22 protein-coding genes and 1 pseudogene are annotated in these 25527 nt (G+C 71.8%); 9 read left to right on the forward strand and 14 right to left on the reverse strand.

The window, feature by feature from the left end; genetic code table 11:
• Nucleotides 1–30: 30 nt before the first annotated feature.
• Nucleotides 31–657, reverse strand: coding sequence for a ScbR family autoregulator-binding transcription factor (locus PV796_RS04380; RefSeq protein ID WP_274911553.1), 627 nt, complete (start codon nt 655–657; stop codon nt 31–33).
• A 280-nt stretch (nt 658–937) separates the two neighbouring features.
• Nucleotides 938–2155, reverse strand: a complete 1218-nt coding sequence (locus tag PV796_RS04385) for a cytochrome P450 family protein (RefSeq protein ID WP_274911554.1) — start codon at nt 2153–2155, stop codon at nt 938–940.
• A 586-nt stretch (nt 2156–2741) separates the two neighbouring features.
• Here PV796_RS04385 and PV796_RS04390 point away from each other — a divergent pair.
• Nucleotides 2742–3452 carry an SDR family oxidoreductase gene (locus tag PV796_RS04390; RefSeq protein ID WP_274911555.1) on the forward strand — a complete coding sequence of 237 codons (711 nt, stop codon included), beginning with the start codon at nt 2742–2744 and terminating at the stop codon, nt 3450–3452.
• 215 nt (nt 3453–3667) lie between these two features.
• On the opposite strand, the gene PV796_RS04395 is transcribed toward PV796_RS04390, so the two are convergent.
• Nucleotides 3668–4381, reverse strand: a complete 714-nt coding sequence (locus PV796_RS04395) for a helix-turn-helix transcriptional regulator (protein ID WP_274911557.1) — start codon at nt 4379–4381, stop codon at nt 3668–3670.
• 152 nt (nt 4382–4533) lie between these two features.
• Between PV796_RS04395 and PV796_RS04400 the strand changes: the two genes are divergently transcribed.
• Genes PV796_RS04400 through PV796_RS04410 form a run of 3 tightly spaced genes read left to right on the forward strand, consistent with a single transcriptional unit; the run spans nt 4534 to nt 8989 of the window.
• Nucleotides 4534–6474, forward strand: a complete 1941-nt coding sequence (locus tag PV796_RS04400; protein ID WP_274911558.1) for an MmyB family transcriptional regulator — start codon at nt 4534–4536, stop codon at nt 6472–6474.
• Between the two features lie 5 nt (nt 6475–6479).
• Nucleotides 6480–7919: an MFS transporter gene (locus PV796_RS04405; RefSeq protein WP_274911559.1), complete on the forward strand. Its 1440-nt coding sequence runs from the start codon at nt 6480–6482 to the stop codon at nt 7917–7919.
• Nucleotides 7920–7960: 41 nt separating this feature from the next.
• Nucleotides 7961–8989: a S66 family peptidase gene (locus PV796_RS04410; RefSeq protein ID WP_274911560.1), complete on the forward strand. Its 1029-nt coding sequence runs from the start codon at nt 7961–7963 to the stop codon at nt 8987–8989.
• Nucleotides 8990–9063: 74 nt separating this feature from the next.
• Here PV796_RS04410 and PV796_RS04415 read toward each other — a convergent pair whose 3' ends face one another.
• Nucleotides 9064–9411 (reverse strand): DUF1330 domain-containing protein, encoded by a 348-nt coding sequence (locus PV796_RS04415; protein ID WP_274911561.1) that lies wholly within the window; start codon nt 9409–9411, stop codon nt 9064–9066.
• 124 nt (nt 9412–9535) lie between these two features.
• Nucleotides 9536–10054, reverse strand: coding sequence for a GNAT family N-acetyltransferase (locus PV796_RS04420; protein WP_274911562.1), 519 nt, complete (start codon nt 10052–10054; stop codon nt 9536–9538).
• A 155-nt stretch (nt 10055–10209) separates the two neighbouring features.
• Here PV796_RS04420 and PV796_RS04425 point away from each other — a divergent pair, with 155 nt between their 5' ends.
• Nucleotides 10210–10974, forward strand: a complete 765-nt coding sequence (locus tag PV796_RS04425) for a MerR family transcriptional regulator (RefSeq protein ID WP_274911564.1) — start codon at nt 10210–10212, stop codon at nt 10972–10974.
• Nucleotides 10975–11038: 64 nt separating this feature from the next.
• Entirely contained in the window at nt 11039–11284 is a 246-nt protein-coding gene (locus PV796_RS04430) for a hypothetical protein (protein ID WP_274911565.1), read from the forward strand.
• A gap of 121 nt (nt 11285–11405) precedes the next feature.
• Here the strand turns inward: PV796_RS04430 and PV796_RS04435 are convergent, their stop codons facing one another.
• Nucleotides 11406–12113: a hypothetical protein gene (locus PV796_RS04435; protein ID WP_274911566.1), complete on the reverse strand. Its 708-nt coding sequence runs from the start codon at nt 12111–12113 to the stop codon at nt 11406–11408.
• Nucleotides 12114–12645: 532 nt separating this feature from the next.
• Between PV796_RS04435 and PV796_RS04440 the strand changes: the two genes are divergently transcribed.
• On the forward strand, nt 12646–12843 hold the full coding sequence (locus PV796_RS04440) for an antitoxin (RefSeq protein ID WP_274911567.1): 198 nt from the start codon (nt 12646–12648) through the stop codon (nt 12841–12843).
• Nucleotides 12844–13101: 258 nt separating this feature from the next.
• Nucleotides 13102–14148 (forward strand): annotated as a pseudogene (locus tag PV796_RS04445) (chitinase); the annotation flags it as partial.
• A 75-nt stretch (nt 14149–14223) separates the two neighbouring features.
• Here the strand turns inward: PV796_RS04445 and PV796_RS04450 are convergent.
• From PV796_RS04450 to PV796_RS04470, 5 genes are read right to left on the reverse strand one after another with little or no spacing between them, the layout of a single operon-like run.
• A complete protein-coding gene (locus PV796_RS04450) occupies nt 14224–15438 on the reverse strand; it encodes an MFS transporter (protein WP_274918858.1) in 1215 nt (404 codons plus the stop codon).
• Complete coding sequence (locus PV796_RS04455; protein WP_274911568.1) at nt 15438–16049, reverse strand: GNAT family N-acetyltransferase; 612 nt, start codon at nt 16047–16049, stop codon at nt 15438–15440. The genes PV796_RS04450 and PV796_RS04455 overlap by 1 nt, the downstream gene beginning before the upstream one ends.
• Nucleotides 16040–17284 (reverse strand): type III PLP-dependent enzyme, encoded by a 1245-nt coding sequence (locus PV796_RS04460; RefSeq protein WP_274911569.1) that lies wholly within the window; start codon nt 17282–17284, stop codon nt 16040–16042. The genes PV796_RS04455 and PV796_RS04460 overlap by 10 nt, the downstream gene beginning before the upstream one ends.
• On the reverse strand, nt 17281–18612 hold the full coding sequence (locus tag PV796_RS04465; RefSeq protein WP_274911570.1) for a DUF6271 family protein: 1332 nt from the start codon (nt 18610–18612) through the stop codon (nt 17281–17283). Before PV796_RS04465 ends, PV796_RS04460 begins: the two co-directional genes overlap by 4 nt.
• Nucleotides 18594–19658: a phytanoyl-CoA dioxygenase family protein gene (locus tag PV796_RS04470; protein ID WP_274911571.1), complete on the reverse strand. Its 1065-nt coding sequence runs from the start codon at nt 19656–19658 to the stop codon at nt 18594–18596. Before PV796_RS04470 ends, PV796_RS04465 begins: the two co-directional genes overlap by 19 nt.
• A gap of 515 nt (nt 19659–20173) precedes the next feature.
• Here PV796_RS04470 and PV796_RS04475 point away from each other — a divergent pair.
• Nucleotides 20174–21712 carry a glycoside hydrolase family 3 N-terminal domain-containing protein gene (locus PV796_RS04475; RefSeq protein WP_274911572.1) on the forward strand — a complete coding sequence of 513 codons (1539 nt, stop codon included), beginning with the start codon at nt 20174–20176 and terminating at the stop codon, nt 21710–21712.
• Nucleotides 21713–21802: 90 nt separating this feature from the next.
• On the opposite strand, the gene PV796_RS04480 is transcribed toward PV796_RS04475, so the two are convergent.
• The 3 genes from PV796_RS04480 to PV796_RS04490 all read right to left on the reverse strand — a co-directional run bounded on the left by PV796_RS04480 (nt 21803) and on the right by PV796_RS04490 (nt 25505).
• Nucleotides 21803–22327 carry a hypothetical protein gene (locus tag PV796_RS04480; protein WP_274911574.1) on the reverse strand — a complete coding sequence of 175 codons (525 nt, stop codon included), beginning with the start codon at nt 22325–22327 and terminating at the stop codon, nt 21803–21805.
• 5 nt (nt 22328–22332) lie between these two features.
• Nucleotides 22333–23886, reverse strand: coding sequence for an NRAMP family divalent metal transporter (locus PV796_RS04485; RefSeq protein WP_446750673.1), 1554 nt, complete (start codon nt 23884–23886; stop codon nt 22333–22335).
• Nucleotides 23887–24173: 287 nt separating this feature from the next.
• Nucleotides 24174–25505: a magnesium transporter MgtE N-terminal domain-containing protein gene (locus PV796_RS04490; protein ID WP_274911576.1), complete on the reverse strand. Its 1332-nt coding sequence runs from the start codon at nt 25503–25505 to the stop codon at nt 24174–24176.
• Between the last annotated feature and the right edge of the window lie 22 nt (nt 25506–25527).

Raw genomic sequence — 25527 nt, forward strand, 5'->3', positions numbered from 1 at the left:
GGCATCGCGCCCCTCACTCGCCCCCCTGGCTCAGCCGCCGATCTGGCGGCGGAGGTGCGGGAGGACGTGCGGGGCCGCGATGGTCGGCAGCGTGTGCTCGAAGAAGACCGTCAACTGGTGCTGCAAGCCCGCCCGGTTGTGACCCTCCGAGGTGACATCGGCGAGCAACTGGATGCCGGCGAACGCGCCGACGTACATCTCGGCGACCTTGCGGATGCGCTCGGGGTTGTTGACCGACGCCAGCAGCTCGTGCCGTCGGCCGGCCTCGACCAGCAGCGCCTCGACGTACTCGGCCCACAGGGACATCGCCTGCTTGCGGTCGAGTTGGTTGGAGCCCTCCTCCAGCGTGAGGCGGGCCGCCGCGCGCTGCACCGCGTCGCGCTGCAACCCCTCGACCAGTCGCTGACCCTTCACGACGAGTTCGAGGAGCTTGACGTCCTGGGGCTCGACGGCGATGTCGCCGACGTGTTGTTGGAGCAGGGCGTCGGCGATCTCCTGCTTGGACCTGTAGTGGTGGTACAACGCGCCCTTGGTGACGCCGGCCGCCGTCAGGATCTGCTCGATCTTCGCCCCGTCGTAGCCGTGCTCGAAGAAGACTTGGGCGGCCGCTTCAATGATCTTGTACTTGGTCCGCTTCGCCCGTTCCTGTTCCCCCACAGCCGACCTCCCTTCCCTACCGATCGTCGCGCTACGTGAGCCGACAGAGACAAACAGTCACCACGCGCGCTCACCGCGCATACCGAGCCCGTATCGAACGAATCCGAAAAAATACCGGCTGGTTTGAATCGTATCCAGGTCGAGCCGCCGGTGATGAACGGGGCTGCGGTGAGCTGGTGCTACGGATGGGACGATCCCGGTCATCGGCAGGGCGTCCCGGCCTGCGGCAGCCGGCCGCATCCGCCCAAGACAGCCGCGCCGTCCGCGCCCCTACGGTCGTTCAACGGCCGAGCACGACGGGCAACTCACGCTTGGAATTCGAGACGAGGGACGGGTTGGGCCGCAGCGCCGACTCCGGCACGGCCAGCGCCAGGCGCGGGTAACGGCAAAACAGCGCGGGCAGCGCAACGGATGCCTGTAGACGAGCCAGCGCGGCCCCCGGACAGACATGCGGCCCCGCCCCGAAGGACCGATGGGGCGTCGTGCGCCCGATGTCGAACCGCCCGGCGTCGGGACCGTGCGTGGACGGGCAACGGCCCAGGGCGGTGTAGGGGACGATGATGGCGTCGCCGGCGGGGACGGTGGTGCCCGCGATCACCAGGTCGGTGCGGGCGTAGCGCGCCAGGAACTTCGCGACCGGCGAGTCCCACCGCAGCGTCTCCTCCACCACCGCCCGCCAGGTCGCCGCGTCGCCGCCGACCGCGAGCGCGCGTTGGGCGTCGTGCGTGAGCAGCGCCCCGACCGCGTTGACGAGCAGGCCGCAGGTGGTCTCGAAGCCCGCGGTGAGCAGCAGCCACAGGGTGTGCCGCAGCTCGTCCTCGGTGAGCTCCCCGCACCGGTGGCGGTGGATCAGGGCGGTGGTGAGGTCTTCGCCGGGGTGCGCGCGCCGGTGTGCCACCAGGGCCCCCATCAGCGGACCTATGGCGTCCTGGGTGGCCCGCACCTCGTCGGGCGTCGCCGTGTGGTCGAAGATGCTGCCGGTCATCTCCGTCAACCGGCCGCGCAACTCCTCGGGCGCGCCGACCAGTTCACAGATCACCCGGAGCGGCAGCGGGCCGGCGAGGTGCGCCCGAAGATCGACCGTGCCGGCGGAGTCCGCGTGCGCGGGCAGCTCGTCCAACAACGCGCCGACGATCGCTTCGATGCGCGGCCGCATCCGCAGCACGCGCCCCGGCGTGAGGAAGCGCGTGACTGGGCGGCGCAGGCGCTGATGCTCCGGGCCGTCCGCCGTCACCATGTTGGTGACCTCCACCATGCCCCGCAGCGGCCAGCCTTCGGGGAGTTCGACCCGCCAGTCCGCCGGGTCCTTGCTGAGCTGTTGGGCCTGGTTGACCAGGAGGTCGGTGACGAGGCCCTGGTGAGTGACGACCCAGCCGACGACACCGTCGGGGAGTTGGACCCGGACGACGGGCCCGGCGGCCCGCAGTCTGGCGTCCTCCCCGTGGTGGTCCGCCCCGGTGGGATCGAGTGCGAAGGCCGGCCGGTGCACACCAGTCATCTGTCGCTCCTCCACATCCGTGCACTCCGTCCGTCCATCCGTCGGCCCGCCCATCCATCCGTCCGCGCTGTCCGTCCGGCGGCTTCACGGCTCGCGCCTTGGGAGAGGTCGGGGGTCGTCCGGGTCGCTGGACGCCCGCGCGCAGGAGGGGGATGAAGGGGCATGACGCATCCCCACGCCGCGCCCGCGCCACCCCGTGACACGCGCTGGTCGATGGCCGAGGACCAGGCACGGCCGGGGAAAACCGGCCAGCCAACCTCTCGTTGCCCCGCTCCCCTCGGCTCAGTGCCCCATCCAGGGCCCCACCCCTCACACGCTCGCCTTCCTCATTCTTTCCCCCGCTCCTCCCCCGCATCCGGGGAACAACCAGCCCCGCGACGCATCCGCCATAGTTGGCCTGAAAGTATCTACCGTGACCGCCGCCGATGGGCCGCCGTCCGCACCCTCACGCTGCCGCAACGGCGGGGACCCGCGGGGCAGTCGGCAGTCATGGGCTCGCGTCACCACGAGCGGCCGCGCCGCCAGGCAACCGGCGACGCACGTCGGCCGCACCACAACCGAGACATCCACACCAAGGAGCGCACCCATGTCCCGAACCGTTCTGGTGACCGGGGGAAACCGAGGCATCGGCAGAGCCATAGCCGAACGCCTGATGAAGGAGGGCGACCGCGTCGCGATCACCTTCCGCAAGGACGACCCGGAGATACCCGGCGCCTACGCCGTGCGGTGCGATGTGACGGACAGTCACCAGGTCGACGCGGCCTTCGACGAGGTGGAGCGGGAGCTCGGCCCGGTCGAGGTCCTGATCGCCAACGCCGGTACGACCAGTGACAACCTGCTGCTGGACATGACCGACGATCAGTTCCGCCAGGTCATGGACACCAACGTCTTCGGCGCCTTCGCGGCGGCGCGCCGGGCCCGCCGGACCATGCCCAACGACGGTTCCATCATCGTGATCTCCTCGGCCATCGCCCCCTTCGGCGCCTACGGCCAGGCCAACTACGCGGCCTCCAAGGGCGCGCTGGTCTCCCTCACCAGGTCGCTGATGCGGGAGTTCGCCGACCGCGGCATCCGCGCCAACGCCGTGATGCCCGGCCCGATCCACACCGACATGTTCTACGAGCTGAGCGAGGAACAGCGCGCGGCCGTGGTCTCGAAGGTGCCGCTCGGTCGCACCGGAACCCCCGAGGAGATCGCCGGCGCGGTCGCCTTCCTCCGCTCGTCGGACGCCAGCTTCGTCAACGGCACGGTCCTCACGGTCGACGGCGGCGCCTTGGGGGGCATCGCGGCACCCTGACGTGCGGATGCCGGCGTGCGGTCGCTGACGGACGGTCGCTGACGGACGGGGGACCGGGGGACTCACCGGCTTCGGTCGGGCCGGCGAGCGCCCGGTATGCGGCACTGCCGATGTCGTTGACGACCCGGCGCGAGGGGACGGGACGGGCGATCGCCAACGTTCCGCGCCTGGCGGTGACTTAACCCCTCGTCATCTCGCAGACCGCTACCAATGCCCTACGCACCGTCATCTGCCCGGAAGCCCCGCTCCACGAGCCGGCGAGCGCTCTCGACGTGGCCCAGTCGCCGGAGCTCCCAGACCACCCAGTCCCGGCAGGGTGCCCGCAGCCCCGCCTCGACCGTGCTCAGCGCGCGCACCAGCTCCTCGGCTCCGGCCCCCAAGGGCACCGCGGAGAAGGCCGACGCCAGACAGCGCGCGGTGAGTCGGCCCGTGTGCGGATTGGCGTCCGCGGCGGGGTCGCCCCCCAGCAGGGCGCTGACCGCGCGCAGCGCGGCGGCCTGCAACGCGGGTACCGCGTCGGGCGATCCGCCCCCTCCCCCGTCGGCGAGAGCGAGGGCACGCAGCTCGTCCGGGAGGCGCAGGCCGACCAGGTCCGAGGCGCGCGGAAAGGGACGCCCCAGGCTGACCTTCCACAACCGGTCCAGGGTGGCGGCATCGCGAATGCCGCATATTCGTCCGAACGCGAGCAACAACTCCACCGACGGCGCCTTCAGGCCCCGTTCGACCCCTTCGTAAGTGCCGCTCGAAACGCCGAGCAGATACGCCATGTCGGACTGGCTCAGCGACTTCTTGGCGTACAGGAAGTCCGTCCAGAGGCCGTCCCTCAGCTCGTGCCGTCGAGCGCCGAGCTGCGAGACGTCAACGGACTTCCGCAGCGCCGAAAAGAGGGACCGGCACGCCTCCTGGCGGTCCATTTCAGCCGAACTCATCGGCACCCACGCTCACTTCGCTCGACGACTCGAACATCATGGTAACGACCGCTCAGCATTCTCCCGACGAGGCAAAATGCCGCAATTCCCTTCTCCCCGAGCAGCCCGGGCATTTCACGGTCCGCCAGTCCTGACAGAAAGCGGAGGAGCCCATGACCGCACCCCATGACGCGGCACGTCGCAGTGGTACGGCGCCGATCACGACGTCCGACCTGTTGCGTCACCACCGTGAACTCCTCGGCTACACCCAGGAGGTGTTCGCCCTCCAACACGGCTTCTCGATCCGCGCGTACAACGAAATGGAGAACGGCGGGAAGGTCAGCCTGAGCCATATGCGTGCGCTTCGGGACGCCCTCCGGATGGGGCCGCAGGCGCGGGCGCAGTTCTTTCGATTGGTGACCGGCGACGCACCGTCCCTCAAGGGCCTGAACGTCTCATCGGGCGTGGACCCCACCACCGCGAACTGGTGCGATTCCCACCTCGCCGTCCAGGACGCTCCCGCGGTATTGCTGGACGGCGGCTGGAACGCCGTCCGTTTCAACGACGCGTGGGCGGAGCTCTTCAGCGAAGCGGATGAGATGGGCGAGCGGGCAGCGCATCACCTCGATCACCCGCTCAACAACCCCATGAGATTCTGCCTCTTTCACCCGGCGGCCTCCCGCATGCTCCTCGACTACGAGGAGAGCTGGCTGGTCACGGCGATGTGCCAATTCGTGCACCATTTCCAGTTATATCCGCAGAACCAACAACTGCTGGAGATCCGACGGCGGATCGCCGCCGATCCCTACCTCAGCGAGGTCTATCGGAACCGCGTGCGCGAGGAGTTCACCGAGCGCGGGGTGGGCTGCGTCATCGAGCGGGACGTGGAGGAACGGGCGTTGCGCGTCGGCGGCCGCCGGCAGACCGTTCTGTTCACGATCGTCGTTCCCTGGCACGGCCGTGAGTACGGGTATCAGATGTTGACCCTGACCCCGGTGCGTAACGACGCCTTACGGCAACGGCATTCGCATCCGCATCCGCATCCGCATCCGCATCCGCATCCGGAAGTACGCCACAGACCCTCCGGGGATCGCAACACCGTCGGCACGACCCCACCGACGCAGACGCTCGGCGCCACCGGTCCGGCGACCGCCATCGAGGAAGCCATCCAACCAGCGGCGGAACGCGTCCAAACCGTCGGCGATTTACTGTTCCGCTACCGGTCCCGCCTCGGTATGTCCCAGGAGGTCCTCTCGCGCCGGCCGTCCTTTCCGGTATCGCCGCGCACCTACCGCGATTGGGAGACCGGGCGGAGTCTTCCGCGCAAGAAATACCTCCCGGCCCTGGCGGCCGCGCTGCACATGCCCGATGCGGTGAAGGGGCTCCTGCATTTCCTCATCACCAAGGGCGATCCACCGACTTCCGGCATTCGAGGCGGTCCGGCGATCGCCGCCCGTTCCCGGCGATGGGCGCGGGAACACGTCGACGATCGCCGGCAGCCGTCGCCCATCGCCCTCATGGACGGCGCCTGGGACGTCATCGCCTGCAACAACGCCTATCGACGGCTCTTCGGCCATCTCCCGGAACCCGACCCCAACCACCCGGCCACCAACGGGTTCCGCTACGTCATGTTCCATCCGGACGCCAGGGAAACCCTCGCCGGCTGGTACGAGGAGTGGATGATCCCGTGGATGGTCGAATTCGGGGCCACGCTGCTGCGCCACCACGATCGGCTGCACGCCGAGCACGCCGCCCTCCTGGAAGAGGTCGAGGCATATCCGGAGTTGTGGGACGCCTATACGGGACCGGTCCGTCGCGAACTCCAGGGCAGGGGCCGGGCGATCCGTTTCGAGGGCGACGGCGACGGCCGGGGCCTCTGGCTCCCGGGACCCGACGGTGACCCCGCGCACCGGGTGTACCAAGCCATCCGCCTGACCTCCGGAATACCGCTGCACGGCCTGTCGTACGGATACAACTTCGCCTGCCTGCGACCGTACGGCGACCCGACCCCGGGACCCGGTAGACCGCACGCTGAGGCCGGCCGGCGCACGCCGGATGCGACGCACGACGGTGGTCCGACACCGTTCCGCGGGGCGCGGCCGGGGAAATGCTGAGTGGCATGACGACCTCCACTGACGCCTCGCGCCAGGCCGCGCGCCGACGCCTTTCGGTGCCCCGGGCCGTGGCCGCGGGCGCGATCGGCAACTTCATCGAGTGGTACGAGTTCGGCGTCTACGCCTACTTCGCCACCGTCATCGCGGCCGACTTCTTCACTCCGCACGGCGGCAGCACCGCGGAGGCGCTGGTCAAGACGTATGCGTCGTTCGCGTTGGCGTTCTTCTTCCGGCCCGTCGGCGCGTTCCTCCTCGGCCGGGCGGGCGACCGCTTCGGGCGGCGGCCGGTGTTGTTGGCCGCGGTGACGACGATGAGTTGCGCGACGGCACTGATCGGTGTGCTACCGACGTACGCCATGGTGGGTGCCGCGGCACCGTGGCTGCTCACGGCACTGCGGATCGTGCAGGGCCTGTCCGCCGGCGGGGAGTTCGGCGGTGCGGTCGCCTTGATGACGGAGAGCGCGCCGCCCGGCAAGCGGGGACGGTACGGCGCCTGGCAGTCCCTCACCGTGGCCTTCGGACTGCTCGCCGGTGCCGCGGCGGCAACTCTGGTGACGACCCTACTGACGACACCTCAAGTCGCCTCATGGGGCTGGCGGTTGCCCTTCCTGGCCGCGCTGCCCATGGGCGCGGTCGCCCTGTGGCTGCGCCTGCGCCTGGAGGAGTCCCCGGCGTTCCGCCGCGCACAGGAGTCACGGGGACAGGAGCCCTTCGCCCCAGGCAAGGACACTGCATCGCCCCCGCCGACGACCAGGCAGGCGCAGACACCAACGCGGACGCAGACACAGACGCAGACACCGTGGGCCGTCATCGTCGGGTGCGGACGGCTGATGGCCTGGGCGGCGGCCGGCTACACCTTCCTCGTGGTCCTGCCGTCCTACCTCCAGAACACGGTGGGTGCCAGCCCGCAACAGGCACTGCTGGCCACGGTCATCGCCAACCTGGGCTTCGCCGCCACCATCCTCCCGGCCGGCGCGCTCAGCGACCGGCTGGGCCGGCGGACGGTGACGGTCGCTGGGGCGGCGCTGATCGCGGTGTCGGCGCTGCCCCTGCTCCACGTGGTGCAGGACCGGCACTCCCCGGCGTGGTTGGCGTACGGCGCGGTGGCGCTCGCGGGCGCCCTGGTGGGCCTGTTGGCCGGCCCGGGGCCGGCGATGCTGGCCGAGATGTTCCCCACGGCGGTGCGCCACACCGGCCTGGGCGTGGCCTACGCGCTGGCGAACGCGGTCTTCTCCGGCTGCGCGGGCCTGCTCATCACGGAGTTGATCCGCCGCACCGGCGACCCGGATGTCCCCGCCTACTACGTCATGGTCACCTGCGGCCTGGGCGCCCTGGCCCTGACGACCGTGCGGGCCGACGCCCACCACAGAACGCTGCACGAAGAGTCCAGCCAACCCCCGCCACCGGCCCCACTCCCCCTCGCACAACCACCCAACACGCCGTAATTCCAAGGACGTTGGCGCCCACAGCATGCCACACTCCCCCCATGTCGATCCGCTATCCGCAACCCCTGCGTCCGGGTGACCGCGTGGCCGTCACGTCCCCTTCGAGCGGCGTCGACCCGGAGATGCGGGCGCGTCTGGAAGTGGCGATCGAGTCGGTACGGGCCCGTGGCTACGAGGTGGTGGTCGGTCGCTGCATGGACGGGACGGGACACCTCAGCGCCCCCGCGGCGGAGCGCGCGGCCGAGCTGACCGCGATGCTGACGGACCCCGCCGTCAAGGCGATCGTGCCGCCGTGGGGCGGGGAGACCGCCATCGACCTGCTGCCGCTGCTCGACTGGGACCGGCTCCGCACCGCCGAACCAACCTGGCTGGTGGGGTACTCCGACATCTCCACGCTCCTCACCCCGCTCACCCTCCTGACGGGCCTCGCGACCCTGCACGGCTCCAACCTGATGGACACGCCCTACCAGGTGCCCGAGGGCCTGTTGTCGTGGCTGGACGTGGTGGGCGTGCCGGAGGGGGGCCGCATCGCCCAGACCCCGCCGGGCCGCCATCGGGCCGGCGGCTGGGCCGACTTCCGCGCCTTCCCGGACGTCACCACCTACGAGTTGGACGGCGTCGGCACCTGGACCCGCCTGGATGCCGACGGCGACGTGGACGTCGAGGGGCGCCTGATCGGCGGCTGCATCGAAACGCTCTGCAACGTGGCGGGAACGCCCTACGGCGACGTCGCCACGTTCGCCCGCGCGCATGCCCCCGAGGGACTGCTCGTCTACGTGGAGGCGTGCGAGGACAACGCGTTCACCATCTGCCGCAATCTGCACGGGATGCGCCTGGCCGGCTTCTTCGACGCCGCCAACGCCGTGCTCATCGGCCGCACCACGGCGCCCGACCGAGACTCCCTGACGCAGCACGAGGCCGTGCTCGACGCCCTCGGCCCCCTCGGCATCCCCCTCCTCGCCGACGTCGAATGCGGCCACGTCCCACCCCACCTCCCCCTGGTCAACGGCGCCCGCGCACGGGTCCTCCACAGCGCGGAACGGCAGGAGGTGGTGCAGTGGTTGGACTGATGGACGGCGGTGCGCAGGCATCGGGCGCGGGGGGCTCGTCGCGCGTGTTCGTCGGCGGATGGGGACCCGTCGGGCTATTCGACGGGGAGGGAGTCGCGGAGGGTGCGGGCGGTGGTGTTGGGGTCGTAGGCGTCGGGGACGCCGGCGACCAGGATGATGTCGCCGTCGATGTGGCGCGAGCGCAGCGGGGCGATCTGCTGGTACTCGGGTGAGTCCCACCAGGTCCGTGCCTGGGTGATGGTGGGGAAGCCGATCACCACGACGTTCCCGGGCCAACTGCCCTCCTTCACCTCGTGTTGCGTGGCGTGGACGAGGAAGCGGCCACCGTAGGGCTCGAAGGTGCCGGTGATGCGCTCGATGTACTCGGCGATCTCCGGGTGCGGGGCGGCATCCCGGAGATGGGCCATGGCGTAGGCGGGCATGGCGCGTCCTTCCGGTCGATCGGGTTTGGGGAAGTTCCCCGTACGCCTGTGATCCTGACAGGCGGGGATGTGGGAGGCGATTACCTGCCGGGTAAGGGGATGAGAGGGCGGCGAACTCCGTTCGTCAATGGGGGAGTTGTGTCGTTGCCTTGCTGCCGTCCGTGGCTGCCCGGCGCTTCATGGCGAATTCCAGTCTGCTTTCGCCCTCACGTACGGGTTGCACGCGTCCGGTGCGGTGGAAACCGTGTCGGGCGTAGAGGCGCTCCGCGCGGTCGTTGCCCTGGGTGACCCACAGTTCCACGCAGGCGATGCCGCCGGCGTCCGCCGCTCGCAGGGCCTCCCCCACCAGCAGGTCCGCGGCCCCGCGGCCGCGGGCGGCGGGGGCGACCCACATGGACACCAGGTCGGCGGTGCGGGGTCCGGTGGGGACGATGCCGATCAGTCCGCATGCCTGGCCGCTGTCCTCGGCGAGGAACTGGTCACGCCCGGCCAGGCGTTCTCGCCACCTCTCCTCCGTGAAGGCTTGCTCCCGCTCCAGCGTGGAACCGAACGCGTCGGGCGCATCGGCCAGGGCCGCCAGACGAACGGCACGGTAGAGGGCCCAGTCACCGACTTCGAAGGGCCGCACAGAGAGCATTCCCATGGGTCCAGACCTTGGCCCGGCCAGCACACCGCGCGCAAGGAGATTAGGGGATGGCTGGGGCCGCTGGATAACGGCATCCCGCGCGGATCGGCCGGCGCGCGGCCAGTGTCAGGCGGACTTGCACCTCACGCGGCGTCAGGAGGCATCGTGAGGGCATGAGCTTCGAACAGACCTGGAAGATCGGGGCGCTCGCCTCGGCGAGCGGGGTGACCGTCCGCACCCTGCACCATTGGGACCGGATCGGACTGTTGAGCCCGTCCCGCCGTACGGTCTCCGGGCACCGCGAGTACACCGAGCAGGACGTGGTCCGCCTCTACCAGGTGCTCGCCCTGCGCCGCCTGGGGTTGGGGTTGGGGACTATCGCCACGTGTCTGGACGTCGGCGTGGATCCGGTGCGGTTGGTGGCCGAGCAACTGTCCGACGTCGAGGCCGCCCTCGCTTCCCTGGAGGCGCTGCGGCAGCGGTTGACTCATATCCACGGGGAACTCACCGCGGCCCGGCCGCCGGAGGCCGCCACGTTGATCGGTGCGCTCCAGGCAATGCGGGGCACCGGCCCGGCCGCCGACCAGGCTCTGCGCCGCCATGTCGACGAGGACCACATCCGGGTCCTGGAGGACCGGGCACGGGCCCTCGGGCCCGCCGCCCCCTACCTGTTGGAGATCGAGTGGCCGGAGCTGTACCGCCGGGCGGAGGCGCTCCGCGCGGCCGGGACGGATCCGGGCGCGCCGCAGGTGCAGCGGATCGTGGCCCGCATGGACGAGCTCGGCGCACTGTTCAGCGGCGGCGAGGAGACGCTCTCGACCGCGGTCAAGGGTGCCTGGCAGCGGGAGCCGGCCGCGATGTCCGGCGACCCGGCCGCGCCGGCCGATGCCTGGCAGCATCTGACCGCCTACCTCGATCGCGCCCGCGCCGCCTCCTGACCAACTCCCCCACCCGTCCCGCCGTTTCCCACCGTTCCCCTCCGAGCCTTCCCGAGGACCAGTCATGCCCCGCGCCGTCCGACTCCGCATCGCCCGGTCAGCCGCCCTGCCCACCCTCGTACCGGCCCTGGTCATCCTCTCCGCGTTGGCGATCGCCGGCCTGGTGACCTGGACGGTCGTCCCCTCGGTGGTGGTCGCGCTGGCCGTCCATGCGCTCATCACGTTCGTCCGCCTCGGCCGCATCCCGGCGGGCACCATGGCCATCACCGGCGGCTCCGGCGACACCGTCGGCCTTGGGGGCCGGAGTTGACGGATACCGCGCGCCGGGCGGTGCCGATGAGGGGGCGCGATCGGCGTGGCGGGAGAGCCCCGCTCTCCCCCGAATCCGATCCGGTACCTGTACCCGTCACCTCCGGGGGCCGCGGGCCGGATCAGGGGCTGGCTTCCGCGGTCCCGTGCTGCCCCCCGTCCGCGCGGCGACGGCGCAGGGTGACCACGAAGACATGACTGCTGACGGCCAACATCCAGAGCGGGAAGACGAGTTCGAGATGGCTCGTGGAGCCGACCGCGAACAGCAGCACCAGTCCCACCAGATAGCCTAGCCAGGCCAGCCAGCGCGGGAAGACACCCAGTCGGTGCCCGATGGTGGTGGTCGACACCACGAACACCGCGGCCATCCGCGTGGCGTAGTTGGTCAGCAGCTCCAGGACCAGATGGCGGCCGAACTGCCAGAGCCCCCGCTGTCCCGCGGAGGCGGCGGCGGACACGTCCGTAACGGACAGCAGGCTGCCGGCCGTTGCCGCCAGGACGAACAGCATCGCCACGAAGAGCACCCCGCTGCCGAGGAAGAGCGTGGCGAAGAACCGGTCCTCGACCGTGCCGACGTAGTCCCGGACGGCGCCCATGAACCACAGGAAGAAGATCCCGGCGAACGGCAACAGGGCCAGCGCCGCGTGCAGCGCGTCGCGCTGGGAGGTCTGCCGGGTCCAGTCGGCGGCGTCCTGGGGGTGCTCGGGTACCGCGAGGTGCACCAGCAGGAAGGCGGCGCCCAGCAGCAGTGCGGAGATGACGCCGGCCGCCGCCGCGGCGCGCGGCATCCGCACCGTCCGGTCCGCGGGCCGGTCGACCGGGCGCCTCACGCGCCACCGTCCGCGCACCGGGCGGGCGGTGCGGAGCGGAGCGGAGTCCGGTGTGGCTGCGCTGACGACAGTGACGGCGGTGACGGCGGTGCGCTCCGGCCGTCGACGGATACGTTGGGTGACATAGCGTCAGTTCTACGGCGTGCGGTTCACCGCCGGAGGGATTGGCCGCGGTCAGTCGGGTGAACCGGGGGGGTGCAGGTGGGGCAAGCGTCGTGGGCGTCGGGGCCGGTACCTGGTTGGTGGCCCGTGGCCGACTGCCACTCGGAGAGCAACTCATGCCCCTGTGCGGGGGGTTGGTGGCCGTGGCCGCCCACAGTCCCTCCGCGCCGGCGCTCCCGCCGAAACGGGCGCCCCCCATCCCACGCGGGGCGGCGCACCCCCACACCCATCACCCCCGTTGCGCGCGCCGGTGGCGTTCCGTGCGTCGGGGGCGCGTCCACAGGCCGTCGTCGCCGCTCGTCGCCCATGGGATCATGTCCTGACCAGGCGATTTCACCGCAAGGCAAGACACCGAAGGAGACGAGTCCGGATGTTTGACGCCCTGAAGAACCTCAAGGAGAAGGCCGAGGAGATCGCCGAGGCACACGGCGACAAGATCTCCGACGGGCTGGAGAAGGTCGGCGGGTTCATCGACGACCGGACCGAGCACAAGCACAGCGACAAGATCGACACCGCCGTCGACAAGGCCCAGGGCTTCGTCGAGAAGCTGGGCGACAAGAAGTCCTGAACGCGCGGACGGGCGAGCGGTCCGGGCACCGCAGTGCGTCGGGGTCCGGATCGCGGGCGGGTGCGCGCCGGAGGGCGGGCGAGTGGTCCATCGCGCCGCGGGCGCGCTGGACAGCGGCATGGTCGACCGCGTCGCGAATTGGTCTAGTCCTGACTTGGTCCAGTCCATTGACATGCTCCTGACGTCAGGGTTATCCCAGAGTCAATACCGCTGCGTACAAGGGGAATTGGCGGCCCACCTCCGACATCTGGGACTGACATGAGACGCAGGCGCTCCCTCCGCACCGCCCTCACCGCTACCGTCACCGCCGTCGCCACGGCCGGCCTGACCGCCCTGGGCGGTGGCGCCGCCCACGCGGCGACCCCGCTCCCGACCCATGTGTTCGCGCCGTACTTCGAGTCGTGGACGGGCGAGAGCCCCGCCGCGCTCTCCGCCCAGTCCGGTGCCAAGCACCTGACGATGGCGTTCCTCCAGACCGAGTCCAAGGGCTCCTGCACGCCCTATTGGAACGGGAGTACCGAGACGCCGGTCTCCGCGTCCTCCTTCGGTGACGACATCAAGACCATCCAGGGCAAGGGGGGCGATGTCATCCCCTCCTTCGGCGGCTACACCGCGGACACCACCGGCACCGAGATCGCGGACAGTTGTACCGACGTCCAGAAGATCGCCGCCGCGTACGAGAAGGTGATCACGACCTACGACGTGTCGCGGCTCGACATGGACATCGAGGCCGACTCGCTGGACGACTCGGCCGCGGTCGACCGGCGGAACAAGGCCATCAAGCTGGTCGAGGACTGGGCGGCGACCAACGGGCGGAAGGTGGAGATCTCCTACACCCTCCCGACGACGACCCAGGGCCCGGCCGACAGCGGAACCGCCCTGTTGCAGAACGCGGTCAGCAACGGCGCGCGGGTGGACGTCGTCAACATCATGACGTTCGACTACTACGACAACGCCACCCACAACATGGCCAACGACACCCAGACCGCGGCCCAGGGCCTGTACGACCAGCTCAATCAGCTCTACCCGGACAAGGCGCCGGCCCAGTTGTGGGCGATGGTCGGCATCATCGAGATGCCCGGCGTCGACGACTTCGGGCCGGCCGAGACGTTCAGCCTCGACAACGCCAACCAGGTCTACAAGTGGGCGGTGGACAAGGGCATCAACACCCTGTCGTTCTGGGCCCTCCAGCGGGACAACGGGAGCTGTCCCGGCGGCGCGTCGGCCGACAACTGCTCCAGCATCCCGCAGCAGACCTGGGACTTCACCCATGTCTTCGCGCCGTTCACCGGCGGCGGGACCGCGGGGCCGACGGCCTCCCGGTGACCGCCGCGGCCGCACGCCCGCAGGTGTGCAGCCGCGCGGTGGCGCCGGCGGTCCCTATGGCGCGGTCCGGGCCCCGTCGTGCGCCGGTTGGTCGGCGTCGGCCGGGGCCGCCGGTGGTGTCCAGCGGATGCGTGTGCCGCACAGCGAGACCACCAGCGCGGAGGCGGCGACGGCGGCCATGCCCCAGACCAGTCCGGCGGCGTTGGCGATGAAGCCGATGACGGGCGGACCGGCGAGCAGGCCGGTGGTGCCCATGGCGGCGACCAGCGTGAGTGCCTGGGGACCCTGTCCGGCCGCGGCCACGTAGACGCAGGGGGTGACGGCCGCGATGCCCAGACCGACGCAGGCGAAGCCGATCAGGGCCGGCAGCACGCCGCCGCTCAACAGGGCGAGCGCCAGGCCGACTCCGGCCAGTGCGCTGCCGACGCGGACGATCCTCCCGTCGCCCCAGCGGCTCCGCCAACCATCGGCGAACAGGCGGGACAGCACCATCACGCCGGAGACGACGGCGATGCCCATGGGCGCCAGTTCCGCGGACGCCCTGGCGACGTCCTTGAGGTAGAGGGCCGACCAGTCGTTCATGGCGCCCTCGGTCACCGTGCCGAACGCCATGGCGCAGCACATCCACAGCGTCAGGCGGGAGGGCAACGCCCAGCGACGGCCGGCGTGTTGCCGTTCCCGGCCCGCCGCGGGCCGCTCGTCGGTGAGCAGCCCGGGCCGGGCGCAGCCGAGCAACAGCAGGAGCACCGCGGCGGCCGCCGCGAAGTGCACGACGACGGTCGCGGTCAGCGCGGTCACGCCGGAGGCCAGTACGGCCGCGGCCAACGACCCGGCGCTGAACGTTGCGTGCAGCTTGGACATGGCGTTGCGCCCGTGTCTGGATTCCAGGGCGGCGCCCTGGGCGTTCATGGCGACGTTCAGGCAGCCCACGAGCAGGCCGTCGCCGCACATCACCACCAGCGCGGTCGGGTAGTTGGGCGCCGCGGCCAGCGCGAACAGCAACAGGGTCAGGCAGAGCGCCGACCACAGCGCCAGGCGCCTGGCGCCCAGCCGGTTCATCAACAGCGTCACCAGGGGGAACGAGGCCGCCGCGCCGACGCCGGCGGCCATCAGCAGCACGCCAACTTCCGCCGCGGACAAGCCGAGTTGGGCCTTGATGGCGGGGATCCGGGAGGCCCAGGTGGCGTACTGGAACCCCAGGGTGAAGAACAGGGCCGCGATCGCCAACAGCGTCCGGAGGAACGGATCGGATATGCGGAACGCCGGCATCATGCCCCTTCTCGGAGGTTGGCCTTGTGGCCGGATCTGTTGTCGTCGCATGCGTTGACGCGTTGGTGGTGTGGTGCCGCCGGTGTCGGCAGCGGCCGGGACATGTAGACGGCGTGCGGGCCGTACTCGTCCGGGGAGACCACTCCGGGGTGGGAGTGGAATCCGTTGGCCGCCCAGAAGGGTTCGCTGCCGGCGACGGCGATCAGGGAGATCTGCTGGTAGCCGTCGCGCGTCGCCGTGGTCGTGAGGTGGTGCAGGAGGTGCCTGGCCAGTCCCCGGCGGCGGAGCGGTTCGGCGATGACCAGGTCGTGCAGGTGGAGGTTGCGGGAGGGGGGCGAGGGGCGTTCCGGGCGGGTCAGGTCCGGGTAGTGGAACGCCGGGTAGGGCAGGGCCAACAGGTAGCCCGCCAGCCGCCGGTGGAGGTCGAGGGCGAAGCAGGTGTCCGGTGAGGCGTGGGCGCGGGAGGCGAGGGCGGCGGGCTCCTCGGACAGTCCGAGGGCGGCGTAGGCGCGGGACTCCAGGGCGGTGATGGCGTCCCAGTCGTCCGTCGTGAGGGGGCGGATGCGGGGGCTGGTGTCGCGGGCGTTGGTGGTGTCGCGGTTCATCGGCATCCGCAGCACACCTCCGCGACCGGTTGTGCCTGTGGGCGGTGCGGTGGGGCGTGGTGTCTGGTGCCCGTGCCGTGGATCCAGGTGTACGGGGGCGGGTGGAAGCCGTTGAAGCCCCGGGTCAGATAGGAGAGGGCGTAGGCGCCGCAGGAGAGCAGCCAGACCGGGTCGCCGGAGGCGAGGCCCGCGGGCACCTGGACGGGGCCGCGTTCGGGCGCGAAGGCGTCGTCGCTGTCGCAGGTGGGGCCGGCCACGAAGGCGGGGAGGGTCGGGCCGGCGGGGTGCGTGGGGAAGGCCATCCGGTACGTCAACTGGTCCATTTCATACAGGCCGTTGAACTTGCCGACGCTGAGGTACAGCCAGCGCTGCCGCTCGCCGTTGGGCTGTCGGCGGGTGGTGAGGCGGGTCACGTGGGCCCGGATGGCTCCGTGGTCCGCGACGAGGTAACGGCCCGGTTCGATACGGAAGTCGAGGGGGTGTCCGCAGGTGTCGGTGAGGCGCGCCATGCCCTCCCGGATGACGGTGAAGATCTTGTCCACGGGCGGGGCGAGGGGTCCGCCGCGTACGTCGGCGTAGCCGAGGGCCGGCAGGCCGCCGCCGAGGTTGACGTGGTCCACGCGGATGCCGCGCCGGTGCAGGGCGGTCAGGGTCCCCGCGGCGAGGTCGAGGGCGCGGCGCCAGGCGTCGGCCGTCATCTGTTGGGAACCGACGTGGAAGGAGAGCCCGGACGGGGTCAGTCCGGCGTCCTGGGCCGCGGCCAGGACGCGGACCGCGTCGGCGGAGGAGCAGCCGTGCTTGTGGGTCAGTCCCCACAGCGCGCCGTCGCCGTCGGTGGCCAGGCGGCAGAACACCCGGGCGCCGGGGGCGTGGGCGGCGAGGGCCGCGACGTCCTCCAGGCTGTCCGTGGCGAAGTCCCGCACGCCGAGCCGGTGCGCCTCGGCGATGTCCCGGTCGGACTTGACGGTGTTGCCGTAGTGGATCCGGTCGAGCGGGATACCGGCGCGGAGTGCCTGGGCGATCTCGCGGGGACTGGCCGCGTCGGCGCCCGCGCCCCGGCGCGCCAGGCAGGCGAGGACGGCGTCCATCGGGCAGGACTTCATGGCGAAGCGGACGGCGGCGCCGGGCAGTTCGCGTTGCAGGGTGGCGTGGCTCTCGGCGATGCCGGCCAGGTCGTAGACGATCTGGTCGTGGTCCGCGGCCGCCAGGGCGGCGCGCAGGGCGGGGTTGTCGGTGATCATCGGCGGTCCCGGTCCGGCTGGTGGGGGAACGGGTGCGGGCCGGTGGCGCGGCTCGCGTCGATCAGCGCCGCCCATGCCTCGATGAGCAGGGCGAAGTCCGCCATGTCCTGCCCGGCCTCATGGAGCAGGCGTTCCCGGCGCGGGGCGAGGGTGTCGGCGAACGCCGCGTATTTTCCGCCCAGTTGACGGTAGGAGGCGTCGAGGACGTCCAGTCGTCGGACGTTCTCGGTGCGGTCCAGTGCGGTGCTCTCGCGGACCAGCGCGGCGATCGCGGGGGCGCGTACCTGGTGTTGGTCGTCGAGGAGCGCGTCGCCCGCGGCGGCCATCCGGTCGTAGAGGAAGTTGAGGTAGAGCATGGAGAGGAAGAACTTGGCGAACCGGGTCTGGTAGGCGGGGAATCCGGGGCCGGTGCGGCGTTCGCCGGTGTAGAAGTTCACGATGTTGCGGTTGTGGAGGACGCCCGGCAGGCCGGCGTCGTGCACCAGGTGGATGAGGAAGTAGTCGCTGCCGATGGTGTTGGTGGCGGGCGGCAGCGGGACGCGTTCGTGCACGCGGTGGAAGCTGATGTTGCACATGTCCACCCGCATGGGGTCGATCAGGCCCAGGACGGAGTGGTCGCGGGTGAACGGGGCCGTGCCGCCGCCCCGGAACGACTCGGCGGCGAGCTCCCGCTTGGCCTGCTCCGACCAGTGCCCTGGCGCCCACAGGCCGACCACGTCGGCGTAGACGTTCGGGTCCAGGCGGTGGATCTCGGCGATGTCCACGGAGAGTTCGCCGATGAAGGAACTGCCCACCATCGTCACGGGCTTGGGCGCGTGCCGCGGGTCCAGGGTGGTCGCGTAGACGTGGCGCGCCGCGTCGCCGGCGGGCCGTCCGAGGGCGCGGAGCTCGTGGTGGATCGGGAAGACCGGGGTGCCGTTGCTGGTCTGGTAGCGGCTGTCCGAGTCCCGGCGGTGGACGGACTGGCAGCCGAGGGCGGCGGCGATCAGGAACGCCCGGTTGGTGCAGGCGCCGTAGGAGGGCTCCGTCGGGAGCATGAGGTCCAGCATCAGGTCGGGCTTGGCGACGCCGGAGTCCCGGATCACCCGCCGCAGGAAGCCGCGTTGGGCGCGTTCGCCGAGGTGGTGTGCGATGACGTTCGGCGGGCGGGGGGTCTCCCGCACGGCCCGGGCGTGTGCGGCTAACGCCTCGCCGTCGCAGGAGTCCAGGACCAGCAGGTGGACCGCGACGTCGAAGTGTTCGGCGGCGTAGGCGGCCTCCTCGCCGAGGGCCCTGATCGCCGGGGCGCAGGGCCGGTTGGTGGGCAGGGTCAGGCAGATTGTGCGCATGCGCCCGCTCCCGTGGGTTCGGCGGCGTCCTGCCCGGTCCAGGAGTCGAGGCCGAGGAGCCTGGCGCCCAGTTCGTCGAGCACCGCCGGGCCGTAGCGGAGGGATTCGTGGCGCCGGGCGTCGCCGACCAGGGTGGCGTTCCAGTCCGGCGTCCGCCGGTGCCGCCAGGAGTCGACCCGGGAGGCGCGCAGGGCGCGGTGTTCTTCGAGGGCCGGCATCATGGAGAGGTACTGGACGGCGCGGACGTCGTCCCGGGAGGTGTTGGCGGCGACGCCGTGCGCCAGCAGGCCGTTCCAGATCAGTAGGTCGCCGGCGGCCAACTCGGGCCGGATGACGGGGAGTTCGTTGGGGTCGAAGGCGGGACGGAGCGGGTCCCGGTCGGCCGGTTGGCGCGCCTTCCACTGGTCGAACCGGCGGAACAGTTCGGGCGCGCACTGGAATCCGCCGCAGTCCGGCCGGGTGTCGTCCAGCGCGATGATGCCCTGGACGCGCTGCGGCAGCACCCCGAGGGTGGTGTCGATGTCCCAGTGGAGTTCGATGTCGAAGCCGCGCTCGGTCGGCGCGATGAGCGCGCGGTCGCGGTTGTTGATGTTGGGCGGGTTGAGGTTGAGCCGGTCCAGGGTGACCCACAGTTCCGGGCAGTCCCAGACATCGACGAACGCGTCGTAGACCCGTTGCGTCTGGCGGCTGTCCCAGAGGTACTGGTGGTGGTACGCCTCGACGAATCCGTAGATGTGCAGTTCCCGGTCGAGGTCCGAGCGGAACGGCCGGTCCTGGTACCAGGTGTCGGGGCGGGCCGGGTCGAGTCCCTGGAAGTCCCAGGCGAAGTCCAGCAGGCGCCTGGCGGCGGAGGGCGGGATGGCCTCCTTGACCACGACGAAGCCGTAGGTCTGCCAGAAGGCGAAGTCCGCCTCGGACAGCACCCGCAGCTCGTGCGTCTTGCGCAGTTCGTGCAGCGCGGTGCGGGCCAGGTAGGTCTCGCCGTCCGCGCTGAAGTAGGGGATGTCGGAGGCGGCTCGGTACAGGTATGCGTCGGTCGCCGGCATGCAGCGCTCCAAGGTTTCGATGGATTGCGGGCCGTGCGGATCCCTCTCGGGCGGGGCACCGGGCCACGGGGGCGCGCCGTTGGGCCGTCGGGCTGCTCGGGACGTCGCGGGGAGGGCGATCCGCTCGGCGGTGTTTGCCGAAGGTGAGCGGGGTGTGCAGCAGGGGCCGGCGGGCTCGCTCGTCCGCCGGGGGCGATCAGACCCGCCCCGTACGCAACTCACGCCCCTTGCTTCACTCGCTCACCAACAAAGTGGACTAGACCAACTCGTGCTGTCAAGAGCGGAGTTGGGAGAAGGGTGCGGTTGCGGCGATCGCGAGAGGGGGTGAGGCCGGCCGCCGAGCACCCCTCGCCCACCCCCGTCGATGCCCTCCGCGTCAACTGGGGCTCATGGCCGGGGAGTCGGGGGGCGATTGCCCGATCCCTTGACAGTGCGGATTGGACTAGGCCAATATCCGCTGGTCTGTACCAACAACCTCTGATCGATGCCTCGCCCCACAACGGAAGGCCCCGTCGATGTCCTCCACCACGCACAGCAAGGAGTTGCGACGACTCGCTCTCTCCGTCCTCCAGCCGGGCTTCGTGGGCACCGAGGCGCCGGACTGGGTCCTGCGCGCCATCGGTGACGGACTGTCATCCGTCGTGCTCTTCGCCCGGAACATCGCCTCGGCCGAGCAGGTCGCCCGACTGGCCGCTCAACTCCGCGCCGAGAACCCGGCATTGATCATCGCGATCGACGAGGAGGCCGGGGACGTCACCCGGCTGGAATCCGCGACCGGCGCCACCCGGCCCGGCAACCTCGCCCTCGGCACCGTGGACGACCCGGAGCTGACCGAGGCCGTCGCCCGCGACCTGGGGCACCAACTGCGCGCCGCCGGCGTGAGCCTGGACTACGCGCCCAGCGTGGACGTCAACTCCAACCCCGACAACCCCATCATCGGCGTCCGCTCGTTCGGCGCCGATCCCGCGCGGGTCTCCCGCCACGCCACGGCCTGGATCCGGGGCCTACAGTCGGCCGGCGTGGCCGCCTGCGCCAAGCACTTCCCCGGGCACGGGGACGTCGCCGTCGACTCCCACCACGGCCTGCCCCGTTACGACGCGAGCCCGGACGAGATCGCCGCGCAGGCGCTGCCGCCCTTCCGGGCGGCGGTGGCGGCGGGCGTGGGCGCGGTGATGAGCGGCCACCTCCTGGTGCCCGCCCACGACGCCGACCTCCCGGCCACCCTGAGCCCCCGACTCCTCAACGACCTGCTCCGCAAGGAACTCGGCTTCGAGGGGCTGATCGTCACCGACGCCATCGAGATGGGCGCCGTCGCGGACCGCTACGGCATCGGAGGCGCCGCGGTCCGGGCCGTCGCCGCCGGCGCGGATGCGGTCTGCGTCGGCGGGGAGAACGCCGACGAGGCCACCGTGGCCCGCCTGGTCGAGGCGCTCACCACCGCCTCGTCCGGCGGCGAACGCGCCGCGGAGCGCCTCGAAGAGGCCGCCGAACGGGTCCGGGCGTTCGCCGCGTGGTCCCGGGCGCTGGGTCGCAGCGCCCCGGTGGACCCCGTCAACCGGGACATCGGCTTCGTCGCCGCCCGCCGCGCCATCCGGCTGCGCGGCGCCGCGGCCGCCGCCCTCCCCCTGGCCGCTCCCCCGCACGTGGTGGAGCTGGTGCCCTCGACCAACCTCGCCATCGGCAAGGAGACGCCGTGGGGCGTCGGCGCACCGCTGCGGGAACGGCTGCCCGGCACCACCTTCGTCCGGGTCCCGCATCAGCAACTCGCCGACCGGCCGGCGGTGTTGGCCGACCACGCGCTGGCCCCCGCCGCCGGGCGCCCGCTGGTCGTCGTCGTCCGGGACGCCGCCCGGCACGCGTGGATGGGCCGCGCGCTGGTCGAGCTCACCGCGGCCCGCCCGGATGCCGTCGTGGTCGAGATGGGCCTGCCGGGCGGCTCGCTTCCCGGAGCCGTGCAGGTCCTCACGCACGGCGCGACGGCCGCCTCCGGCGTCGCCGCGGCGGAGGTGCTGGCGGGCGGCCGCCCGGGACGGGCCGCGGCGGTCTCCGGCTAGGGCGCACCGGCACCGTCGTCGTGGGCGGCGCCCGACGGCCTCGGCGCGCAAAGCGCCCAACCGGCCGCCGCCCGGGGCCCGTTCGCCGGTTCAGGCGTCGCGCCGTTGGGCGGCCTCGGTGAGGGTCCTGAGGACGGCCGGGGGCAGGCCCAGGTGGTGACCGACCCAGGCGGGGTCGCGGCCGTGATCCAACAGGATCCAGGCGGTGTGCAGTTGCTCCAGGTCGGGGGCGCCGGGGGCGGCGAGCAGGGGGCGGAGTTCCTGGAGCGGGAAGCCCTCCAGGGCTTTGGCGTCGAACCAGCCCTCGGGCCCCGCCCTTGGGGGCGCGGGGTGGTGGACCTCGTGGCTAGGGGCGTGCCGCAGCTTCCAGATCGCCCGGAACAGCACGAGCACCACGACCACGACGGCGACGAGCGCGCCGCTGAGGGCCGGTTGCACATGGGGCGGCGCCACGCGCAGCACGGTGACCACGGCCGCACCCCCGGCGATGACGACCAGCACCGCGGTGAGCTCGGGGCTCCAACGACGCGGCGCCTCCCGCTGGTTCGGCGCGGTGCGCGCGGGGTGGTGTCCCTCGGCGTTGCCGGGGCGGTGGCGGAGGCGGGGTGCGGGCATGTCGCTCATCCGATCTGAATGGCCTTGACCAAGAGCAGCAGGGCGGCGATCACCAGATAGCCGCGGAGCAGTCCCATGCCCAGCTTCAGGCCCGGCGACCAGACGACGGGTTCGAGGAGGGCGAGCGGCGGCATCCGCCAACTCTCGCGGTCGGCGCGGGAGACCACGGCGGTGGGCGGCCGCCCCCGGCGGGCGAGGCGGAGCCAGGCGGTGGCGCCGAGGAGCCCGACGCCGAGGGCGCCGGCCGCCCACAGGCCGACCTTCAGGGCGTTCAGGGACGGGAAGAGGGTGGTGGCGACGAGGATGCCGGAGAGCGCCAGCAGAACCACGATGATCAGGGCGGCCACCGCGTTGAGCCAGCGCGGGTTGGTCCACGGGCCCAGCACGGCGCGGTCGTTGCAGAGCAGCAGCAGGAAGGTGCTGGCCGAGGGCAGCAGCAGTCCGGCCAGGGCCTGGACGGCGGTGGTGATCAGGCCCAGGGGCGCGCCGGGCAGCAGCACGACGGCGGCGGCGACCAGCACCATGCCGGTGTAGCTGGCGTAGAACCCCTTGGCCTCGCGGAAGCTGCGGTGCAGGGAGTGGCTGCGGTTGAAGACGTCGCCGAAGGCGTAGCTGGTGGCCAGCGTGACGGCGGCCGCGCCGATGATCGAGGCGTCCAGCAGCACGATGGCGAACAACGCGCCCAGGACGCGGCTGTGCGCGCCCAGGGCGTCGGCGACGCCGAGCGCGTCGGTGAAGTGGCCGGCCGCGCCGGTCCCGCGGACCGCGTAGTCGGCGACGATGACGATGGCGATGGCACCGCCGACCACGAAGAGGGAACCGAGGACCGTGTCGGCGCGCTCGTGGCCGATGAACCGCGGCGTGATGCGCTTGTCGATGATGTTGGACTGCTGGAAGAACAGTTGCCAGGGGGCCACCGTGGTGCCGACGATCGCGATGATCAACAGGACCGCGAGCGGGGTGAAGCCGCCCTGGACGCCGGGCACCACCAGGTGGTAGGCGGCGTCCCCGAAGCGCGGGTGGGACAGCAGGGCCAGCGGCACCAGCAGCAGGCTGACGGTGATGAAGGCCAGCATCGCCCGTTCCCAGCGGCGGAAGCTGCCGGTCGCGGTGATCCCCACCAGGAGGCAGGCGGAGACCGGCACCGCGACGTACTTGCTGATGCCGAAGTAGCCGAGGGCCAGGGAGACTCCGATGAACTCGGTGACGATGGTGAGGACGTTCAGCACGAACAGGTCGACGACGCTGAACCAGCCCCAGAACCTGCCGAACCGCTCCAGGATCAGCCGCGCGTGACCGACCCCGGTGACGGCGCCGAGCCGCACCACCATCTCCTGGTTGACGATCAGCACGGGGACGAGCAGCAGCAGGACCCACAGCAGGCTGTACCCGTGGTTCTGGCCGGCCTGGGCGTAAGTGGCGACGCCGCCCGCGTCGTTGTCGCCGACCATCACCACCAGTCCGGGGCCGACGATCGCCAGGAAGGTGAGCAGGCGGCGCTTGAGGCTGCGCCCGAGGTCGGCGTCGTCGGCGCGGATGCGACCGAGGGCGCCTTCGATGTCGTCGTCGCGGGTGGTGCGCGGAGCGCGCGCGGGGCCGGTGGGCGAGCGCGGCCGTCGGGACGCGTCGGCCCTGGTCCGCGTCGGCGGTGGGCGGGCCCCGGGCGCCGGAGTGGGGCGGCCGGGGTGCGGGCCCGCGGGCGGGGTGGCGGGGCCGGCGCCGCGTTCGGGCGGTGGGGCCTGCGGGTTGGGGGGCGGGGGTGGTTCGGGCGTTCGGCGCGGTCCGGGCCGTGGGGCCGGTCCCGTGGGGCGCGGTGGCCGCTCAGGCCGCCGCGGTGCTCCGCCCGTCACGGCCGTTCCCGCTGCTGGGGCGCGATCGCGGTGCGGTGCACGGCCGGTGCCGGCGCCGGCTCCCGACGCCGCCAGTCCTCCGGCAGCATCGCTTCCAGCACGTCGTCGACGGTGATCAGGCCCAGCAGGACCTCGCTCTCGTCCACGACGGGCAGGGTGGTCAGGTTGTAGTCGGCCATCAGCAGCGCGACGTCCACCAGGTCGGTGTCGGGCCGCACCCGGACCGGGTCCGGCTCGCTCACCTCGCCCAACGTCGCCTGCGGATCGGCCTGGAGCAGCTCCACCAGGCGCACCGCGGCGACCAGCCGTCCCTCGTCGTCCGTCGCGTAGGCACTGGTCAGGGCCTCGGGTTGGAGGTGGCGGGAGTGGTGCAGCGCGGTGACGGCCGCGGCGATGCGGGTCCCGGCGGGCAGCGCCAGGAAGTCCATCGCCATCAGCCCGCCCGCGGTGTCGGGGTTGAAGCCGAGCAGGGTCTTGACCTTGCTGCGCTGGGCCGGCGGCAGCAGGTCCAACACGCGGCGCCGGCGGGGCTGCGGCAGGTCCTCCAGCGCATCGGCGGCGTCGTCGGCCCGCATCCGGCCGAGCACCGCGGCGATCTCCTGGTCGCTGCGGGTGCCGAGGAGCCGGGTGGCCCGCTCCTCCTCCAACTCCTCGAAGACGTCCGCCTCCAGCTCCGGGTCCTGGTGGACGCGGCCGAGGATCTCGCGCTCCTCGTCCTTGGAGGCGTCTTCGAGCAGATCGGCGATCTCCGCGGGACGCAGGCCGCGCATCCGCGTCGTCGGGCGGCGGGCAAGGACGCTGCCGCGGTGTCCGATCAGCGGCTCGAAGCCCTTCCAGTCCCGGCAGCGGTTCTCGCGGCGGTGGCCGGCCAGGCGCCGCAACGGGCCGCGGGGGCGGCGGGTGTCGAGCCCGGAGAGCAGCCAGCGGCCGTTGCGGCGGGCCAGTTCGACGTCGGAGGCGCGCACCAGCCGGGCCTTGGCCACGTCGATCAGCCGGTGGCCGAGCACATCGGCGCGCAACAACACCTCCCCCTCGCGGCGGCGGAACGGCCGCAGGTCCAACTTGGCGCTCTCCAGCCGGACCTGGCCGCCCCCGTCGAACGACGTCAACTGCTCGACGGGGACGAACAGCTCGCGGCGGCCGACCCGGACCACCAGCCCGGTCACCTCCGGGTAGTCCGTGCCGCGCAGCCGCACGATGACATCGGCCAGCCGCCCGAGCGTCCGCCCCCGGCGGTCGGCGACGGGGCGCCGAACCAGCGCGGAGAGACGCAGCGGCGCCGGCCGTTGCTCGGCGGGCGGCCCGGAGGAAAGGGGGCTGACGGCCATGGCTCTGCCCTGCCCTGGGGTG

Origin of the sequence: Streptomyces sp. WZ-12, assembly GCF_028898845.1 — a bacterium.
Classification (GTDB): Bacteria; Actinomycetota; Actinomycetes; order Streptomycetales; family Streptomycetaceae; genus Streptomyces.

Excerpts from the sequence above, each read along its gene's own strand:
- PV796_RS04385 (WP_274911554.1), bottom strand. The coding sequence starts at position 2,155 with ATGACTGGTGTGCACCGGCCGGCCTTCGCACTCGATCCCACCGGGGCG.
- PV796_RS04390 (WP_274911555.1), top strand. The coding sequence starts at position 2,742 with ATGTCCCGAACCGTTCTGGTGACCGGGGGAAACCGAGGCATCGGCAGA.
- PV796_RS04395 (WP_274911557.1), bottom strand. The coding sequence starts at position 4,381 with ATGAGTTCGGCTGAAATGGACCGCCAGGAGGCGTGCCGGTCCCTCTTT.
- PV796_RS04400 (WP_274911558.1), top strand. The coding sequence starts at position 4,534 with ATGACCGCACCCCATGACGCGGCACGTCGCAGTGGTACGGCGCCGATC.
- PV796_RS04405 (WP_274911559.1), top strand. The coding sequence starts at position 6,480 with ATGACGACCTCCACTGACGCCTCGCGCCAGGCCGCGCGCCGACGCCTT.
- PV796_RS04410 (WP_274911560.1), top strand. The coding sequence starts at position 7,961 with ATGTCGATCCGCTATCCGCAACCCCTGCGTCCGGGTGACCGCGTGGCC.
- PV796_RS04415 (WP_274911561.1), bottom strand. The coding sequence starts at position 9,411 with ATGCCCGCCTACGCCATGGCCCATCTCCGGGATGCCGCCCCGCACCCG.
- PV796_RS04420 (WP_274911562.1), bottom strand. The coding sequence starts at position 10,054 with ATGGGAATGCTCTCTGTGCGGCCCTTCGAAGTCGGTGACTGGGCCCTC.
- PV796_RS04425 (WP_274911564.1), top strand. The coding sequence starts at position 10,210 with ATGAGCTTCGAACAGACCTGGAAGATCGGGGCGCTCGCCTCGGCGAGC.
- PV796_RS04430 (WP_274911565.1), top strand. The coding sequence starts at position 11,039 with ATGCCCCGCGCCGTCCGACTCCGCATCGCCCGGTCAGCCGCCCTGCCC.
- PV796_RS04440 (WP_274911567.1), top strand. The coding sequence starts at position 12,646 with ATGTTTGACGCCCTGAAGAACCTCAAGGAGAAGGCCGAGGAGATCGCC.
- PV796_RS04450 (WP_274918858.1), bottom strand. The coding sequence starts at position 15,438 with ATGCCGGCGTTCCGCATATCCGATCCGTTCCTCCGGACGCTGTTGGCG.
- PV796_RS04455 (WP_274911568.1), bottom strand. The coding sequence starts at position 16,049 with ATGCCGATGAACCGCGACACCACCAACGCCCGCGACACCAGCCCCCGC.
- PV796_RS04460 (WP_274911569.1), bottom strand. The coding sequence starts at position 17,284 with ATGATCACCGACAACCCCGCCCTGCGCGCCGCCCTGGCGGCCGCGGAC.
- PV796_RS04465 (WP_274911570.1), bottom strand. The coding sequence starts at position 18,612 with ATGCGCACAATCTGCCTGACCCTGCCCACCAACCGGCCCTGCGCCCCG.
- PV796_RS04470 (WP_274911571.1), bottom strand. The coding sequence starts at position 19,658 with ATGCCGGCGACCGACGCATACCTGTACCGAGCCGCCTCCGACATCCCC.
- PV796_RS04475 (WP_274911572.1), top strand. The coding sequence starts at position 20,174 with ATGTCCTCCACCACGCACAGCAAGGAGTTGCGACGACTCGCTCTCTCC.
- PV796_RS04480 (WP_274911574.1), bottom strand. The coding sequence starts at position 22,327 with ATGCCCGCACCCCGCCTCCGCCACCGCCCCGGCAACGCCGAGGGACAC.
- PV796_RS04490 (WP_274911576.1), bottom strand. The coding sequence starts at position 25,505 with ATGGCCGTCAGCCCCCTTTCCTCCGGGCCGCCCGCCGAGCAACGGCCG.